Below are 14,960 nucleotides of genomic sequence, written 5' to 3' on the forward strand. Positions count from 1 at the left end.
TCCTCACGCCTTGCGGCGCACGTCCTGGATGGCGGCGACGATGTTGCCGTAGGCGCCGCAGCGGCAGATGTTGCCGCTCATGGCTTCCTTCACTTCGGCATCGTCCGGCCCCCACGGTTCTTCCAGCAGGGCCACGGCGGACATGATCTGCCCCGAGGTGCAGTAACCGCACTGATAGCCGTCATGCTCGACGAAAGCCTGCTGCATGGGATGGAGGTGGCCCGGCTGGCCCAGGCCCTCGATGGTCGTGATGGTGTCGCCCACATGGGCGATCGCCAGCGCCAGACAGGCATTTACGCGCCTGCCGTTGATGTGCACCGTACAGGCGCCGCATTGGCCGTGATCGCAGCCCTTCTTCGTGCCGGTCAGGCTGACGTGGTCACGCAGCGCGTCAAGAAGCGTGGTGCGGGGGTCCAGTTCCAGGGTGTGGGACTCGCCATTGACGAGTAGTGTGGTCGAAACCAGGCTGGCGGCCCCTGACGGGACTCCAGGCGAAACGGGGCGGGGGGCATCGGGCGCCATGGCAATCTCCAGATGGGAATACCCGAGGCGCCCTAGATGGGAACCTCGTGCAAATATCCGTCACGCGGGTGCAAGCGCCATGCCAGGGTTTCGGGGACAATAGACCCCACTCGCGGCAAAACGCGCTCCTCCTGAAGCGGGCGCAGTCGCTTATTCAGCAATTTTCGGACGGCTTTTGCATGCAAACCTCGCAAAACTTGTGGAAGCCAGTCACCACGGCCGCAAATTTCCGAAAGATTTTTGTACACAAATTTCGTTTACGATTATTAGCAACATCCTTGTCGGGATTCGATTGAAATAATTATTTAAGTTCAATACTATTCACTACATCACCTGCAGTAGCCAGTTGCACATGGCATCGGTAGCGCGGCCGCGTCGCGCCGTCACGGCACAAACACCCCATGTGCCGCCCGCAAGACCACAATGCAAATCCCAGCGATCCTCTGCAGGTTGGCTTTCGTCGTTGCCGCGCTGCTGAGCGCCGCGACGGCGTGGGCGGGGGAATTTCGCCTGAGTGCTGCGCCGGCTGAGCCCGTCGCCATGGCGCCCTACGTGGATGTCTATGACGATGTGACAGGCCGGCTGCAGCTGTCCGACATACTCAGCATGGCGCGGGCGTCCCCCGGCATCTTCCAGCGCGCCAGCAAGCATCCGCAGGCGCAGCCCGCGCAGGCCACGCGCTGGTTACGCATCGCTATTCAAAACGATTCCGCCGTTGCGCAGTCGCTTGCGCTGATCGCCGCCTCCGCCAATACGGACGAGGTCGAGGTGAACATGGAGCTGGGCGGGACCTGGACCCGAACCCACTTCGGCAGCGCCGTTCCACTGAACGAACATACCAATACCAGTGCCAACGGCCGCGATGGCAACCACTTCGTGCTGGCGCCCGGCGCGCGGGTGCATTTCTACATCAGCGTGCGCAATGCCCTGCCCGACAGCATCATGCCGATCCTGGAATCGGCCGAACGCCACGCGCAGGTCAAGTCGGCCACGCTGGCCTGGGATGCCGCGCTGATAGGCGGCCTGGCGGCGCTGGCTTGGTGCGCGGTGCTGATCGGCTGCATCACGCAACGCACACCCTACGTCTACCTGGGCCTGCTGGCCGCCGCGGAGGCGCTGTACGAAGCCGCCATCCGCGGCCAGGCGCAGACCATGTTCTGGCCCGACGCCGTGGGCTGGGGCAGCCGCGCGGAGCTGGTGCTGGGCAGCATCAGCGTGGTGTTGTTCGTTCTGTTCCTGCGCAGCGTGGCGCGGCGCGACCCGCTGCTGGCCGGTGGGCTGCTGGCGGTGGACATGGTGCTGGCATTGCTGGCCGGCCTGCTGGTGGCGTCCTGGACCACCGACCTGTATACGGTGTCGGTGCTGTTGACCGCCATGGGCGCGGTAGTGGGCGTCAGTCTTCTGGCCGTGCTGCCTTTCCTGCCGCGCCGCACCTTGCCCACGATGCGGCTGCTGGGCACCACCGCGGCGCTTTTGCTATGCCACACGGCGCTGCATACGGACAGCCTGCGCGATCTGCAATCGCACATCGTGCTGTACCCCCAGCTGGGGATGAACGCCATGTCGGCCCTGCTGCTGCTGGCGTTGGGATCGACGCTGGCCATGCTGGCGGCCTGGACCAACCGGCTGCCGCACCGCGTCCGCGATGCCACCACCATGGCACCGCGCGACCGTGCCAAGATGCGCGTCCAGGTGCAGATGCAGACCGCCGCGCTGGACCAGGCGCTGCAGCAGGCCACCGAAAAAAGCCGGCAACAGGATCAGTTGCTGGGCTATATCAGCCATGACCTGCGCGCGCCGCTGGCCACCATCGCCAACTACATGCGCCTGGTGCGGGCAGCCGCCACCCCGGAGCAGCAATCCCACCTCGATGTGATCGAACGCAGCCTGGGCCACCAGTTCGAATTGGTCGACGAGGTACTGACCTTCGCGCGCGGCCAGACCCAGCCTTTGGAGCTGGTGCCGGCGCCGGCCTCGCCCACCCAGCTGCTGAGCGAGGTCATCGGCCATGCAGTGGCCTTCTGCGCGGCCAAGCGCAATGCCTTCCATTTCCTGCCGCCCGCCAGCTTGCCGATCAGCGTGATGGTCGATGCGGGACGGCTGCGGCAGGTGCTGCTGAATCTGCTGGACAATGCCGCCAAATTCACCCAGGACGGCCGGGTGTCGCTGTGCGTGACTTCGCTGCGGCGTGAGGACCACTGGATCCTGGAATTCATGGTCGCCGACAATGGCCCCGGCATCCCGCTGGAACGCCAGGCGGAGATCTACAGCGCCTTCCAGCAGTTGCGCACCGAACACGGCGGCGTCGGGCTGGGCCTGTTCATCGCGGAACACATCGTGCGCGGCATGGGCAGCCAGCTGAGCCTGGCCAGCACGCCCGGCGACGGCGCGCGTTTCAGTTTCAGCCTGGAAGTGCCGGGGGTGGACCAGACGCTGGTTTCCATGTCGCCGGTCAGCGTGGCGCCGCCGCCGCGTTTCCTTGAAGCCGTATTGACGTTGCCGCCGCTGGCGGCGCGCCAGACGCTGGCACGGCTGGCGCACGATGGCGAGGTCACCGAATTGCGCGTGTGGCTGGCGCAAGCCCGTGCCAGCCATCCGGAATGCGATGCCTTCCTCAAGCGCGTCCACACCGCTCTGGCAGACCTGGACCTGACCACCATCGAACACCTGGCCGCGGCATCGGTGCCGGTGACGGCACTTAGCGCCCCGCCACTGCCTGGATTTCGCGAGCCAGCGCCGAGAGCGCCACGACGCGCTCCACGCCGCCACGCTTGATCGCTTCCTTGGGCATGCCGAACACCACGCAGCTTTCCTCGTCCTGCGCCAGCGTGCGTGCGCCGGCGCTACGCATTTCGAGCAGGCCGGCCGCGCCATCGTCGCCCATGCCGGTCATGATGATGCCCAGCGCGTTGGCGCCGGCATTGCGGGCCACCGAGCGGAACAACACATCCACCGACGGCCGATGCCGGTTGACCAGCGGACCGTCCAGTACGTCGACGTAGTATTGCGCGCCGCTGCGCTTGAGCACCATGTGGCGCCCGCCCGGCGCGATCAAGGCACGGCCCGGCACCACCCGGTCGTTGGCCTGCGCTTCCTTGACAGTGATGCGGCACACGGCGTCCAGCCGCGCCGCGAAGGCAGCGGTGAACTTCTCCGGCATGTGCTGCACGATGACCAGGCCGGGACACACCCGCGGCAAACCGGTCAGTACTTCTTCCAGTGCCTGGGTTCCGCCGGTGGAAGTGCCGATGGCGACCACCCGCTCCGTGGTCTGCGCCATGGCGCGCACCTGCGCCGGCGGCAACACCGCGTCGGCGCTCAACTTTGGCGGCGGCACGGCCGGCGCCGGCGCGCCGGGACGCACGCGCGCGCGCGCCGCGCTGCGCACCGTGGCGATCAGCTCTTGCGCGGCATCCACCAGGAATTGGCGCAGGCCCAGCTTGGGCTTGGTGACGATGGCCACGGCGCCGGCGGCCAGCGCGTCGATGGAAGTGCGTGCGCCTTTCTCCGTCAGCGTCGAACAGATCACCACCGGCGTGGGGCGTTCCTGCATCAGCAGCCGCAGGAAGGTCAGGCCGTCCATGCGCGGCATCTCGATGTCGAGCACGATGACATCGGGCCAGGCATGGCCGGCCTGCTTGAGCCGCTCGATGGCCAGCAGCGGGTCGGCCACCGCGTGGCTGACGGCGATATCCGGTGCGTCGTTCAGCACACCGGCCAGCACCTGGCGCACCACGGCTGAATCGTCGATGACCATGACGTTGATGGTAGACATGAAGCCCCGGGGTCTTACGTAGTTGAGCGCTCCGGCGGCACGAGCAGGGCTTGCTTGACCCAGACGTCACCGGTGGCGATATTGAAAATGACTTGCCGGTGGCCGCTGCCGAACAGGTGTTCGGAGCGCACCGAGATACCGCACTGGCGCAGCAGTTCACGGGCGGCCTCGCCGTTGCGCCGGCCGATCTCCACCGCTTGGGGGTAGGAGCGGCCGGGGAACATATTGCCGCCGCCGAAGATCTTCGCTTCGCATTCCTGCACCCGTATCCCCTTGTGCTCCAGCGCCTGCAGCATCAGTTCCACCACTTCCTCGCCATAGCGGCCGTCCAGCGGCGCGCCATGCTTCGGCCGCGACGCCAGCAGGAAATGCGACATCGCTCCGTGGCGGTGGCGGGGGTGCCACAAGGTGATGGACACGCAGGAACCCAGCAGGGTACGCACGCGATACTCGGCGGCGCCGACGAAATAATCGCCGGGTTGCAGGAACACGTCTATGCGCGGCAATTCCGGCGTAACGCCAACGCCCCCCCCGGAGGATGGGCTGGCGCGCCAGGCAAGTGGAGATTCACGCATGCTCAGACCTTGCGATAGACGGACGGCATCACCGCGGTCACCCCGGCGTCGATGCCGTGCAGGCTTTCCGAATGGCCGACGAACAGCACGCCGCCCGGCTTGAGCTGCGACAGGACGCGCGTGACCACCTGGCGCTTGGTCTCGCCATTGAAATAGATCATCACGTTGCGCAGGAACACGGCGTCGAAAGCGCCCAGGTCTGGCAGCGGCGCATTCAGGTTGGCGTGGCTGAAGCGCACATGCTGGCGCAAGGCCCGGTCCACCAGGAACGTGCCGGCCTGCGGGCCCAGGCCTTTCAGGCAGTAGCGCTTCAACATGGCCGGCGGGATCTGCCGTCCACGCTGTTCGGAATAGTGGCCGGTGCGCGCACGCGTCACCACGCGCGTGCTGATGTCGGTGCCCACCACTTCGAAGGGACGTCCCCCCAGGCTGTCATGCAACACCATGGCGATGGTGTAGGCTTCCTCGCCGGTGGAACTGGCCGCGCTCCATACGCGATAGGGCTGGCCGGTGCGCAGCTGCGGGGCCCGGCCTTGGACGAGCTTGGGTTTGCGCGCCGGCGCGGGCTCCTGGTCTTCGCCCTGCTCCTGTCCATGCGCATCCCGCGCTTCGCGCACCAGCACCTCGAAATGGCGCGGCTCGCGGAAGAAATATGTTTCGTTGGTGGTCAGCAGGTCGATCGCCATCTGCGTCTCGGCGCCTTCCTGGCCGCTCTTGAGCAAGGCGAAATAGGCCGCGTAACTGTCTAGGCCGCGTGCCTCCAGGCGCTTGGCCAGGCGACCGCAGACCAGCGCCTTCTTGGCGGGCGACAGGCTGATTCCGGCGGCATCGAAGATGAAGCGCTGGAACTGGGTGAACTCCTGGTCGGATATGGCGTACATGCGGGATACGGTGCGGGCGGGAGTGAAGGGAAGAACGGCGTTTGGGAAGCAGGGATCAGGCGCGGGATCGGAATCGGAATCGGTATCAGGGTTCGATGATTTCGCCGCCTTCGCGTGCGCCCCACCATGGCCCTTCGCGCAAGCCATCGACCCGATACCTGTGCTGCCGCAGCCAGCCGGGAATGGCGCTGCCCGCCATGGGACGGGCAATGAAGTAGCCCTGTCCCACCATGCAGCCCAGCTCGCGCAGCAGTTGCCAATCCTCTTCGTCCTCGATGCCCTCGGCCGTCGACACCAGCCCCATCTGGCGCGCCATGTCGATGGCCGCCTTGAGAATCACACGCAGGTTCTTGCGCTTGATGGCCCCATGCACGAAGCTGCGGTCTATCTTCAATTCCGTGAAGGGGATGCGCGCCAGCTGCTGCATGGACGAGAAGCCGGTACCGTAATCGTCGATGGACAAGCCGAAGCCGCGCAGCCGCAGCCGCGCCAACAGGCCGCGCGCATGGCCGCCGGGGTCGACCAGCGAGCTTTCGGTGATTTCGAAACTCACCTGTTCCGGCGGCACATGCAGGCGCTGCACCACGGCCACGATGTCGCGTGCCAGGCCGGGCCAATCCAGCAATAGCGGCGACAGGTTGATCGACAGGGTCAGGCGCAGGCCGCGGCTGTTCCAGCTGGCCGCCTGGGCGAGCGCCTTCTCCATCACGGTAAAGGTCAGCGGCTGGATCAGGCCGTACTGCTCGGCCAGGGGCACGAAACGCGTCGGCGACACCTCGCCCAGCAAGGGGTGGGTCCAGCGGGCCAGGGCCTCCACGCCTCGCACCAGGCCGGTGTTCATATCCACCTTGGGCTGGTACACGATGTGGATCTGGTCCTGGCCCAGCGCGGCCTCCAGCATGCCGGGCGGAATCGGCGCGGCCTCGTCCGGGCCGCCACGGCGCGGCCGCGCCAGCGCGCCGTAGTCGTCCAGCGCATGGCGCAAGGCGTCCCGCGTGACTGGCTTTTCCAGGCCGGCCAGCACGTTGAAACCCATATCCTGGGCAATCGCCACCACCGAGTCGATCATCGCGCTCTCGCGGCCCGATGCGATGATCAGGTCGACCTGGACGGCACGGATGCGCAGTTGTTCGATCAGCTCGACGCCATCCATGCCGGGCATCTCGATGTCCACTACCATCACCTGCGGCAGCGGCCGTACGGTATCGAGCAGCGCCAGCGCTTCCTCGCCTTCACCGGCCTCGTGGATGGATGCGATACCCAGCTCGCGGCACAGCGACGCCGTATGGCGCCGCTGGGGCAGGCTATCGTCAACCACGAGGATGGAACGCAGGCTGGACAACACGGTGGATACCTGTTCAGCCCACCGTCGCCAACGGATCGCGCGACAGCAGGGACTGGGCCTGGTGCGCGCCGCCGGGCAGCGCCACGGCGTCGGCCAGTGCCGCGCTGTCAGGCAGGGCCTCCAGGGCCAGGATCCGTGCCACCGCCAGCAGGATGACAAAGCGCCCGCGCACCTTGCCCACGCCGGCGATGAAGTCGCTGCGCACGCCGGCGCCGAACAAGGGCGGCGGTTCGATATCCGAGGCGGCGATGTCCAGCACTTCGTTGACGGCGTCCACCACCACACCCGCCACCTGGCGGCCGCCCTCGCCTTCGTCGATCTCGACGATGACGATGCAGGTGCGCTTGGTCACGGGCGCGGCCGCGCGGCCGAAGCGTGCCTGCAGGTCGATGACCGGCACCACGGCGCCGCGCAGGTTGATCACGCCCCGGATGGACGCCGGCATCATGGGCACCACGGTGAGGTCGTGATACTCGATGATTTCCTTGATCGACAGGATGCCGATGGCGAACATCTCGCCACCCAGCATGAACGTCAGGTACTGCAGGGACTCGGCCGGCCTGGCCGATCCCCCGGAAATGGAAAGCTGATTCATCGCAGCGCTCCGCGATCAATAGCGGCCGAACTGCGATTCGTCCGGCGCGTCCACGCCGGCGAATGCAAGCTTGGCACCAGCGTCGGCATCCAGCGCTTCGCGGGCGAAGACCGGCGCGCGCTGCACGGCAGGCGCCGGCTTGCGGCGTGCCTTGCCCGCGGCGCGCACGACCGTGCCGCCACCCTCGCGGCTGCCGTCACGGCCGCTGAGCTTGAAGAAGGCCATGGCCTGCTGCAGCTGCTCGGCCTGCGAGCTCATTTCCTCGGCGGTCGCCGCCAGTTCCTCGGAGCTGGACGCGTTCTGTTGCGTGGTCTGGCTCAGTTGCGTGACCGCCGCGTTGATCTGGCCGACGCCGGAGGACTGCTCCTCGGACGCCGCGGTGATTTCCTGCACCAGGTCGGAGGTCTTGCGGATATTCGGCACCATCTGTTCCAGCAGGCGGCCGGCCCGTTCGGCCAGATCCACGCTGCTGCTGGCAACACCGCCGATCTCCTGCGCGGCCACCTGGCTGCGTTCGGCCAGCTTGCGCACTTCGGCGGCCACGACCGCGAAGCCCTTGCCGTGCTCACCGGCGCGCGCCGCTTCGATGGCCGCGTTCAGAGCCAGCAGATTGGTCTGGTAAGCGATGTCGTCGATGATGCCGATCTTCTGCGCGATCTGCTTCATGGCAGCCACGGTCGAGGTCACCGCCTCGCCGCCCTCGGCGGCTTCCGCCGCGGCCTTGGTGGCCATGCCGTCGGTGACCTTGGAATTCTCGGTGTTCTGGGCGATCGACGCGGTCATCTGCTCGATGGACGCGCTGGTCTCTTCCACGCCGGCGGCCTGTTCGCTGGAAGCCTGGCTCAGCGATTGCGCCGTCGCGCTGACTTCCTCGGACGCACCCGCCAGCGCCTCGGCGCTGCTGTTGACCTCGGTCACCACCTGCGACAGGCGGGCAACCATTTCCTTGACGGCCGCCATCATGCTGGTGCTGTCGTTCTTCCTGGTCTGCACGGTCACCGACAGATCGCCGTCGGCCACCTTGCGCAGCAGGGCGGCCGCATAATTCGGCTCGCCGCCCAGCAGCTTGAGCAGGCTGCGCGTAATGAAGAAGGCGATCAGCAGGGCCAGCAGCGCTGCCGCGATGGCGATGGACAAGACCAGTGTGCGGGTCTCGGCGTAGAGCACGTCGCCTTCGGTATTGGTTTCTTCCATCAGCTGGACCTGGCGGGCCAGCAGCGCGCGCAGCGCATTTTCGGAAGCGGTGTTGGCCGCCAGCACGTCGCTCTTGACGAAAGCCGCGGCGGCTTCCCTGTCCTGGGCGAACAACTGTTGGAAGCGCTCGATCGTCTGGTCGACCTGGCGGCGGGTATCCTGGACATCCTTCAAGAGCTTGCTCGCGCTTTCGTCCCGAATGGTCTTGCGCAGCTTGTCCACGTTGCCCTGGCTGACGGCCATGTTGTCAGCCAGGCGTTTCTTCTGCCGATCCAGTTCGACGGCATCATTCGTCAACAGCATGCCGCGCAATACACGGCCATCGTCGATCGTGCGTATTACGTTGTCGTTGAGCAGGGCAACCTTGGGATAGCGATCCTGGGTAACGATGGTCAGGCCATCATTGATTTTTTCCAGGCGTTGCAGGCTGAGCACCGAAATAGCCACCAGCAGGATGATCACCACCCCGAATCCCAATGCCAACCGCGTGGCGACCTTCATATTCCCAAACATGGCCTTGCTCCTAGATCTTGATTGATGGCCTGCCGGCGCTGCTGCGCCGATCCCAGGCTTCATGCGTTTACCGGGCAACCCCGGCTGAGGTGGGAAGCTTTGCTTTTTCCATGAGGGCCGGCACGTCCAGGATCAGCGCCACTTCGCCGCTGCCCAGGATGCTCGACCCGCTGATACCGCGCACACCGGCAAAGATGCGCGCCAGCGGCTTGATGACGGCCTGTGTTTCGCCCAGCAAGGTGTCGACCACCAGGCCGCAACGCTGGCTGCCATGGCGCACGACCACGATGTTCTCGCGTACGCCTGCCTGGCCCGGCAGCGCGAACATCTCGCGCAGGCGGATGAAGGGCAGGACGTGGCCGCGCAGGTCTGTATAGCTGCCGCCTTCGACCGCGCTGAAGGCCACGCACTCGTCCACCATGTCCAGGGGCAGCACGAAGCGCGAGCGGCCGACGCCTACCTGGAAGCCGTCGATGATGGCCAGCGTCAGCGGCAGGCGCACGGTGACCAGCGTGCCGGCGCCCGGCTGGCTGGTGACGTCGACGCTGCCGCGCAGCGCTTCGATATTGCGCTTGACCACATCCATGCCGACCCCGCGTCCCGACAGATCGGTCACAGCGGCGGCGGTGGAAAAGCCCGGCTCGAAGATCAGGTTGAACACCTCGCTGTCGGACAGCACCTGCCCCATCTCGACGATGCCGCGTTCCACCGCCTTGGCCAGGATACGCTCGCGGTCCAGTCCGCCGCCGTCGTCGCGCACTTCGATGACGATGTGGCCGGACTCGTGGCGCGCGTCCAGCATGATGGTGCCGTGCGCCGGCTTGCCGCGCGCCACGCGCACGTCCGCCGCCTCGATGCCATGGTCCATGGCATTGCGCACCAGATGGGTCAGCGGATCGCCGATCTTCTCGACCACCGTCTTGTCCAGCTCGGTTTCCTCGCCGGTGATCACGAGTTCGATGCGCTTGCCCAGCGTGCGGGCGACGTCGTGCACGACCCGGCGGAAACGGTTGAAGGTGGCGCCGATACGCACCATGCGCAGTTGCAGCGTGCTATCGCGCACGGCCTCGACCAGGTCGGCCACCTGCGACGAAAATTCTTGCGCGTCCGCGCTGCCGGTGCGGGCGGCGGCCAGGCTGGCGCCGGCCGATGCGGTGATCAGCTCGCCCACCAGATTGATCAGATGATCGAGCTTGTCCGCGTCGACGCGCACCGAACGGCTGTCGCCGGCCTTCTTTTCCTTGGCCTGGCGCTGCTGGTCCAGGGCCGCCGCCACCACCGGCTGCGCCACCGACTGCTGCTGCACCAGGATCTGGCCCAGGGGCTCGACGTTGTCGTCCTGGCGCTGCAGGCGCAGCGCTTCGTCCAGCTCGCGCGTGGTCAGGGTGCCGCAACGCACCAGCATCTCGCCCAGCAACGCGGGTTCCTCGCCCAGGTCCTGCAGCATGCTGACGTAGTCGGAGATGCGGCTGTGCGGCGGAATGATGCGGATGGTGCAATCGTCGATGACGAATTCGAAGGTGCCTTCGATGGTGGCCTTGTCGGCCGGGCTGTCCAGGCCGATCTCGAAGCCCAGGTAGCAGGCTTCCGGATCCATGTCGTCCAGGGCGGGCAAGCGGCCCGTCTGGCAGGCGACGCCGGTGATGCGGCCCAGCCGCTGCAGATAGCGGATGAAAGACAAGGGGTCCATGCCGTTACGCAATACCCCCTCGTGGAAACGCAGTGAGATGTGCCAGTGGTCGGCGTGGGTAGTAAGGGCGTCGATGGCGCCGTTGCTCCCCGTACTGGTCCCCGTCGCGGCGGGCACCAGCGCGCTGCCCGGGCTGTCCGCGCCCGCGGCAAGAACGAGCGCGGAGGACCCACTGCAAGCGGCCATGTTGCCGCGTAGATAGGCGCCCAGGCGCTCGCGCAGCAGCCCCCCTTCCACCCGCGACTCCGCGTCGTCCCCGCCCTGCGCCTGGCCGCCATCGACCACGTCGACCAGGCGGCCTATGTAGTCATTGCATGCCAGCATCAACGCCACCATGTCGGCGTCGATCGGAATGGCACCTTCACGCACCCGGTCCAGCACGCTTTCGACATCGTGCGTGAACTCGACGATGGCGTCGATGCCGAACAGGCCGGCCGATCCCTTGATCGTATGGGCCGCGCGGAAAATCGCGTTGATCGCGGGCCCGCGGTCGGACTCTTCCTGCACCGTCAACAGCGCTTCCTCCATTTCCGCCAACAGCTCGCGGCTCTCGGTGATGAAGGTCTGCAGCGCCTGATCCATATCCATGTGTCGCTCCGTGCTCAGGCAACTACTGCGGCGGCTACGTCAGCCGCCAAGTCAGCGGTTTCGTTATTACCGGCCGGCGCTGCTTCCATGAGCGCGCTTTCCAGGCCCAGCAGGGTGATGACTTCGCATAGCGGCGCGGCCAGACCGCCGAGCCGCATTTCGCGTTGCCGCGTCTGCGCCAGCGCGCGCGCCGCCAGCAACAACTGCACGCCGGAGGTATCGAGTTCGGTAACCCCGCTCAAGTCCACGCACAGCGGCACCGGCAGCGCATCGGCGGCCAGGGCCTGCTGGAAGCGCTGACGCACTTCCTGCGCGGTGTAGATGGTGAGCTCGCCTTCCAGGCGCAGTGTCTGGACATTCATTACGGCAGTACCAGTTTTTCCACGGCGCCCAACAGCTGGGCCGGCTGGAATGGCTTGACCACCCAGGCCTTGGCGCCGGCCTGCTGGCCTTCGCGCTTCTTTTCTTCCTGGCTTTCCGTGGTCAGCATGATGACCGGCGTGAAGCGATACGCCGGCAATTGCTTCACGTTCTTCAGGAACGTGATGCCGTCCATGTTCGGCATGTTGACGTCGCTGATGATCAGGTGGACCTTCTGGCCCGTCAGCTTGGTCAGCGCATCCTGGCCGTCGCGCCCTTCGATGACGTCGTAGCCGGCACCGCGCAAGGCGATGCCCACTACCTGGCGCACCGAGGCGGAGTCGTCGACGATAAGTATGGTCTTGGCCATGTTGCTCCCTCAAAAGAAAGTGATGTCGTCGCTGGCGGCCGCGGCTTGCGCGGGCGCGCCGCGATGCAGCTCGCGTTCGCCGGCCATGGCGTAGGTTTTCTCCAGCTCCTGCAGCAGGCCGGCGGCGGTGAGCGGCAGCAGGACGCCGGCCTCGTCGCATTCGCGGCGGTGGTCTTGCAGCACGGCAGGCAGGAGTTCGATGTTGGCGACCACGTGCGCCATCACCTGGCTGACCCGGTCCTGGAACTGCAGCTGTACCAGGGCGTCGTTGACCTCGGCCTGGATGCCCTGGCTTTCTTCGCGCAGGCGGTCGGTGGTCTCGGTGAGGCCCTCGGCGAACGTCTGGAAGCCTTCCAGGACTTGCTGGATGGCGGTCTCGGACGCGGCGATCGCCTCCTGTTCGCGCTTGGTGGTCTGCTCGGCGGCCGTGCAGGTCTGCAGGATGGCCGCGCCGATCAATTCGATTTTTTCCGCGATGCGGGCGCCAGTTTCACCGGACTGCTTGGACAAGGCCCGCACTTCCTGCGCCACCGTGGCGAAGCCGCGGCCCAGGCTGCCGGCGTGGGCGGCCTCGATGGTGGCGTTGATGGCCAGCAGATTGGTCTGCTGCGTCACCATCGCGATGGCCTGCACCATGCTTTGCAGCTCATCGACGAAGCCCTGCAGGCCGTGCACCTTGCCCAGCATGTCGGCCTTGGTCTGCATGCCGTCGCGCAGCAGCTGCAGCACCCCATCCAGCTGCTGCTGGCTGCGCGCCGATACCGCGGCGGCCGAGCGTTCACCGCTGCCGCCGTTGTTCATGGACAGCCTCAGCGTCTGGTCGAGGCGCACGGAGATTTCCCCGAACCGCATGCTCAGCGCCGTGATCGCTTCTTCCATCTGGCTGCGCGACGACTCGATCTGGCGCGACCAGACGGGCGCCAGGTCCGTACCGAAACGTTCCAGGCTGTCCATATGGCGCTGCACGGCGTCGTCATCGACGTTTTCAACGCGGCTGCGCCAGCCCGCGGCGATACCCAATGCGGCCAGGATGGCACCCACGGCGCAACCCCAGGTGGACCACGCCGAAAACGCCGCGGTGGCCACGCCTCCCCCCAGTCCGAGGAGGGTCGCTATCCAGCGCCCCCAAAGATGCCGAACTCCGTTCATGAACAGCCTCTAAACCTTTGCCGGCATCCTCCGCCATGACAGCGGATCCACGACAAAACAACCAACGACAACGCCCCGACATGCCTTGCGGACCAGCCGCTTGCCGGCCAGGAGGGGAGTTGTCGTCCTGGCCGGCCGGAGGAAATACCTTCCAGCCAACCTGGACAACGGCAGTCTTGCGGTGCAGCAATACGGTTTGATCGGCCAAAGAAATGCATCAGGTCGGCCAATCTTGTTATCTTTGCTAACCAAACATACAATCAATCTCAATTCAGATCCATTGTTTGACTATTGCTAACCAATTTCTAAGCACTTGCTGACTACGGGCTGACCGAGAATGCTTTCTTCCCCGTTACGCACCTCCCTGCCACCGGCCGCGCCCGCTCCAGCAGCCGCGGACGTCTGTCCGGTTGTCTTGCGCCAGCTGATGGCCGACACGTTGCGGGGCGGTCACGATCCGGCGGTGCTTTGCGACGGCGCGGGCTTCCAGCCGGAGGATCTGTACGACGCCGACTATCGTGTGTCGCGCGCGCAATATGCCCATGTCATCCGGCGTGCGCTGCGGCTGCTGGGCCGGCCCGCGCTGGGCCTGGAACTGGGGGCGGCGGTCAATCCGGTGTCCTGGGGCCTGGTCAGCCTGGGCTTCATGGCGTGCCGCCATTCACGCGCGCTGCTGGATTTCGCCATCGAGCATCAGCATGAATGCGGGCGGCTGCTGTCGCTGCATGGCGAAGACCACCCCCAGACCTGGTGCCTGGCCGCCCGTTCACATTTCGTCGACCGTGTGGTGGACGGCTTCGTGGTCGATCACTTCTTCGCGGCAATGGCGCAGATCTGCCGCCAGGTGGTGGGCGATCTGTTCAATCCGCGCCTGGTCGAACTGGCCAGCATGCGGCCTTCGTATGGGGCCGCCTATGAACATGTGTTCCGCTGCCCGGTCCGCTTCGGCGCGGGCCAGAACCGCCTGCACTTTCCGCGCGATCCCTATGCGGTGCGCAGCGCCGACGCCGTGGTGCTGGCCCAGGTGCAACGCGATCTGAGCGCCCGCGCTGACCGGCGGCACGCGCCGTCGGAACTGCACGCCCTGGTGGCCCAGGCCATCCGCCGGGATCTGGCCGCGCCCATGCCGCTGGGCGCCATCGCGGCCAGCCTGCACACCAGCGAACGGACCTTGCGGCGCAGGCTGGAGGAAGAAGGGCTGACGTATGCAGCGCTGCTGGAGGAAGAAAGACACGCCCGCGCGATGGCGCTGCTGACGCAGTCGTCGCGCAACGTGCAGCAGATTGCCGCGGAATGCGGCTACACCAATGCGCGCACGTTGCAAAGGGCCGTGCAACGCTGGACCGGCCTGTCACCGACCGGCCTGCGGCGCCGCGGGCGGGCGGAGGATTAGCCTGCAATAT

Annotated in this window: 13 protein-coding genes; 2 read left to right on the top strand and 11 right to left on the bottom strand. The window is 66.3% G+C overall.

Going from position 1 to position 14,960, the window contains the following annotated elements; translation table 11 throughout:
- Positions 1-3: 3 nt before the first annotated feature.
- On the bottom strand, positions 4-522 hold the full coding sequence (locus tag CEY05_RS13370) for a (2Fe-2S)-binding protein (protein WP_088598821.1): 519 nt from the start codon (positions 520-522) through the stop codon (positions 4-6).
- A gap of 423 nt (positions 523-945) precedes the next feature.
- Here CEY05_RS13370 and CEY05_RS13375 point away from each other — a divergent pair, with 423 nt between their 5' ends.
- Entirely contained in the window at positions 946-3,297 is a 2,352-nt protein-coding gene (locus tag CEY05_RS13375) for an ATP-binding protein (RefSeq protein ID WP_088598822.1), read from the top strand.
- Here the strand turns inward: CEY05_RS13375 and CEY05_RS13380 are convergent.
- The 10 genes from CEY05_RS13380 to CEY05_RS13425 all read right to left on the bottom strand — a co-directional run bounded on the left by CEY05_RS13380 (position 3,221) and on the right by CEY05_RS13425 (position 13,557).
- Positions 3,221-4,297: a chemotaxis response regulator protein-glutamate methylesterase gene (locus CEY05_RS13380; RefSeq protein WP_088598823.1), complete on the bottom strand. Its 1,077-nt coding sequence runs from the start codon at positions 4,295-4,297 to the stop codon at positions 3,221-3,223. The two genes, CEY05_RS13375 and CEY05_RS13380, sit on opposite strands and share 77 nt — an antisense overlap.
- A gap of 14 nt (positions 4,298-4,311) precedes the next feature.
- Entirely contained in the window at positions 4,312-4,872 is a 561-nt protein-coding gene (locus CEY05_RS13385; protein WP_198952776.1) for a chemotaxis protein CheD, read from the bottom strand.
- Between the two features lie 2 nt (positions 4,873-4,874).
- A complete protein-coding gene (locus CEY05_RS13390) occupies positions 4,875-5,753 on the bottom strand; it encodes a protein-glutamate O-methyltransferase CheR (RefSeq protein ID WP_088598824.1) in 879 nt (292 codons plus the stop codon).
- Between the two features lie 85 nt (positions 5,754-5,838).
- Positions 5,839-7,098, bottom strand: a complete 1,260-nt coding sequence (locus CEY05_RS13395; protein ID WP_088598825.1) for an EAL domain-containing protein — start codon at positions 7,096-7,098, stop codon at positions 5,839-5,841.
- 13 nt (positions 7,099-7,111) lie between these two features.
- A complete protein-coding gene (locus CEY05_RS13400; RefSeq protein ID WP_088598826.1) occupies positions 7,112-7,693 on the bottom strand; it encodes a chemotaxis protein CheW in 582 nt (193 codons plus the stop codon).
- A gap of 15 nt (positions 7,694-7,708) precedes the next feature.
- Positions 7,709-9,400, bottom strand: a complete 1,692-nt coding sequence (locus tag CEY05_RS13405) for a methyl-accepting chemotaxis protein (protein ID WP_088598827.1) — start codon at positions 9,398-9,400, stop codon at positions 7,709-7,711.
- Between the two features lie 67 nt (positions 9,401-9,467).
- On the bottom strand, positions 9,468-11,678 hold the full coding sequence (locus CEY05_RS13410) for a chemotaxis protein CheA (protein ID WP_088598828.1): 2,211 nt from the start codon (positions 11,676-11,678) through the stop codon (positions 9,468-9,470).
- A gap of 14 nt (positions 11,679-11,692) precedes the next feature.
- Positions 11,693-12,040 carry a lipid asymmetry maintenance protein MlaB gene (locus CEY05_RS13415; protein WP_088598829.1) on the bottom strand — a complete coding sequence of 116 codons (348 nt, stop codon included), beginning with the start codon at positions 12,038-12,040 and terminating at the stop codon, positions 11,693-11,695.
- The gene (locus tag CEY05_RS13420; protein WP_088598830.1) at positions 12,040-12,408 is read right to left on the bottom strand and encodes a response regulator; all 369 of its coding nucleotides are present in this window, start codon (positions 12,406-12,408) and stop codon (positions 12,040-12,042) included. Before CEY05_RS13420 ends, CEY05_RS13415 begins: the two co-directional genes overlap by 1 nt.
- Before the next feature lie 9 nt (positions 12,409-12,417).
- Positions 12,418-13,557 carry a methyl-accepting chemotaxis protein gene (locus CEY05_RS13425; protein ID WP_088598831.1) on the bottom strand — a complete coding sequence of 380 codons (1,140 nt, stop codon included), beginning with the start codon at positions 13,555-13,557 and terminating at the stop codon, positions 12,418-12,420.
- Positions 13,558-13,894: 337 nt separating this feature from the next.
- Here CEY05_RS13425 and CEY05_RS13430 point away from each other — a divergent pair, with 337 nt between their 5' ends.
- Positions 13,895-14,950, top strand: coding sequence for an AraC family transcriptional regulator (locus CEY05_RS13430; protein ID WP_088598832.1), 1,056 nt, complete (start codon positions 13,895-13,897; stop codon positions 14,948-14,950).
- Positions 14,951-14,960: the final 10 nt, after the last annotated feature.

This window comes from Achromobacter sp. HZ34 (genome assembly GCF_002209485.1).
Lineage (GTDB): Bacteria > Pseudomonadota > Gammaproteobacteria > Burkholderiales > Burkholderiaceae_B > Bordetella_C.

Coding starts and splice junctions, on each gene's coding strand:
- CEY05_RS13370 (WP_088598821.1), bottom strand. CDS start 522: ATGGCGCCCGATGCCCCCCGCCCCGTTTCGCCTGGAGTCCCGTCAGGG.
- CEY05_RS13375 (WP_088598822.1), top strand. CDS start 946: ATGCAAATCCCAGCGATCCTCTGCAGGTTGGCTTTCGTCGTTGCCGCG.
- CEY05_RS13380 (WP_088598823.1), bottom strand. CDS start 4,297: ATGTCTACCATCAACGTCATGGTCATCGACGATTCAGCCGTGGTGCGC.
- CEY05_RS13385 (WP_198952776.1), bottom strand. CDS start 4,872: ATGCGTGAATCTCCACTTGCCTGGCGCGCCAGCCCATCCTCCGGGGGG.
- CEY05_RS13390 (WP_088598824.1), bottom strand. CDS start 5,753: ATGTACGCCATATCCGACCAGGAGTTCACCCAGTTCCAGCGCTTCATC.
- CEY05_RS13400 (WP_088598826.1), bottom strand. CDS start 7,693: ATGAATCAGCTTTCCATTTCCGGGGGATCGGCCAGGCCGGCCGAGTCC.
- CEY05_RS13405 (WP_088598827.1), bottom strand. CDS start 9,400: ATGTTTGGGAATATGAAGGTCGCCACGCGGTTGGCATTGGGATTCGGG.
- CEY05_RS13410 (WP_088598828.1), bottom strand. CDS start 11,678: ATGGATATGGATCAGGCGCTGCAGACCTTCATCACCGAGAGCCGCGAG.
- CEY05_RS13415 (WP_088598829.1), bottom strand. CDS start 12,040: ATGAATGTCCAGACACTGCGCCTGGAAGGCGAGCTCACCATCTACACC.
- CEY05_RS13420 (WP_088598830.1), bottom strand. CDS start 12,408: ATGGCCAAGACCATACTTATCGTCGACGACTCCGCCTCGGTGCGCCAG.
- CEY05_RS13425 (WP_088598831.1), bottom strand. CDS start 13,557: ATGAACGGAGTTCGGCATCTTTGGGGGCGCTGGATAGCGACCCTCCTC.
- CEY05_RS13430 (WP_088598832.1), top strand. CDS start 13,895: ATGCTTTCTTCCCCGTTACGCACCTCCCTGCCACCGGCCGCGCCCGCT.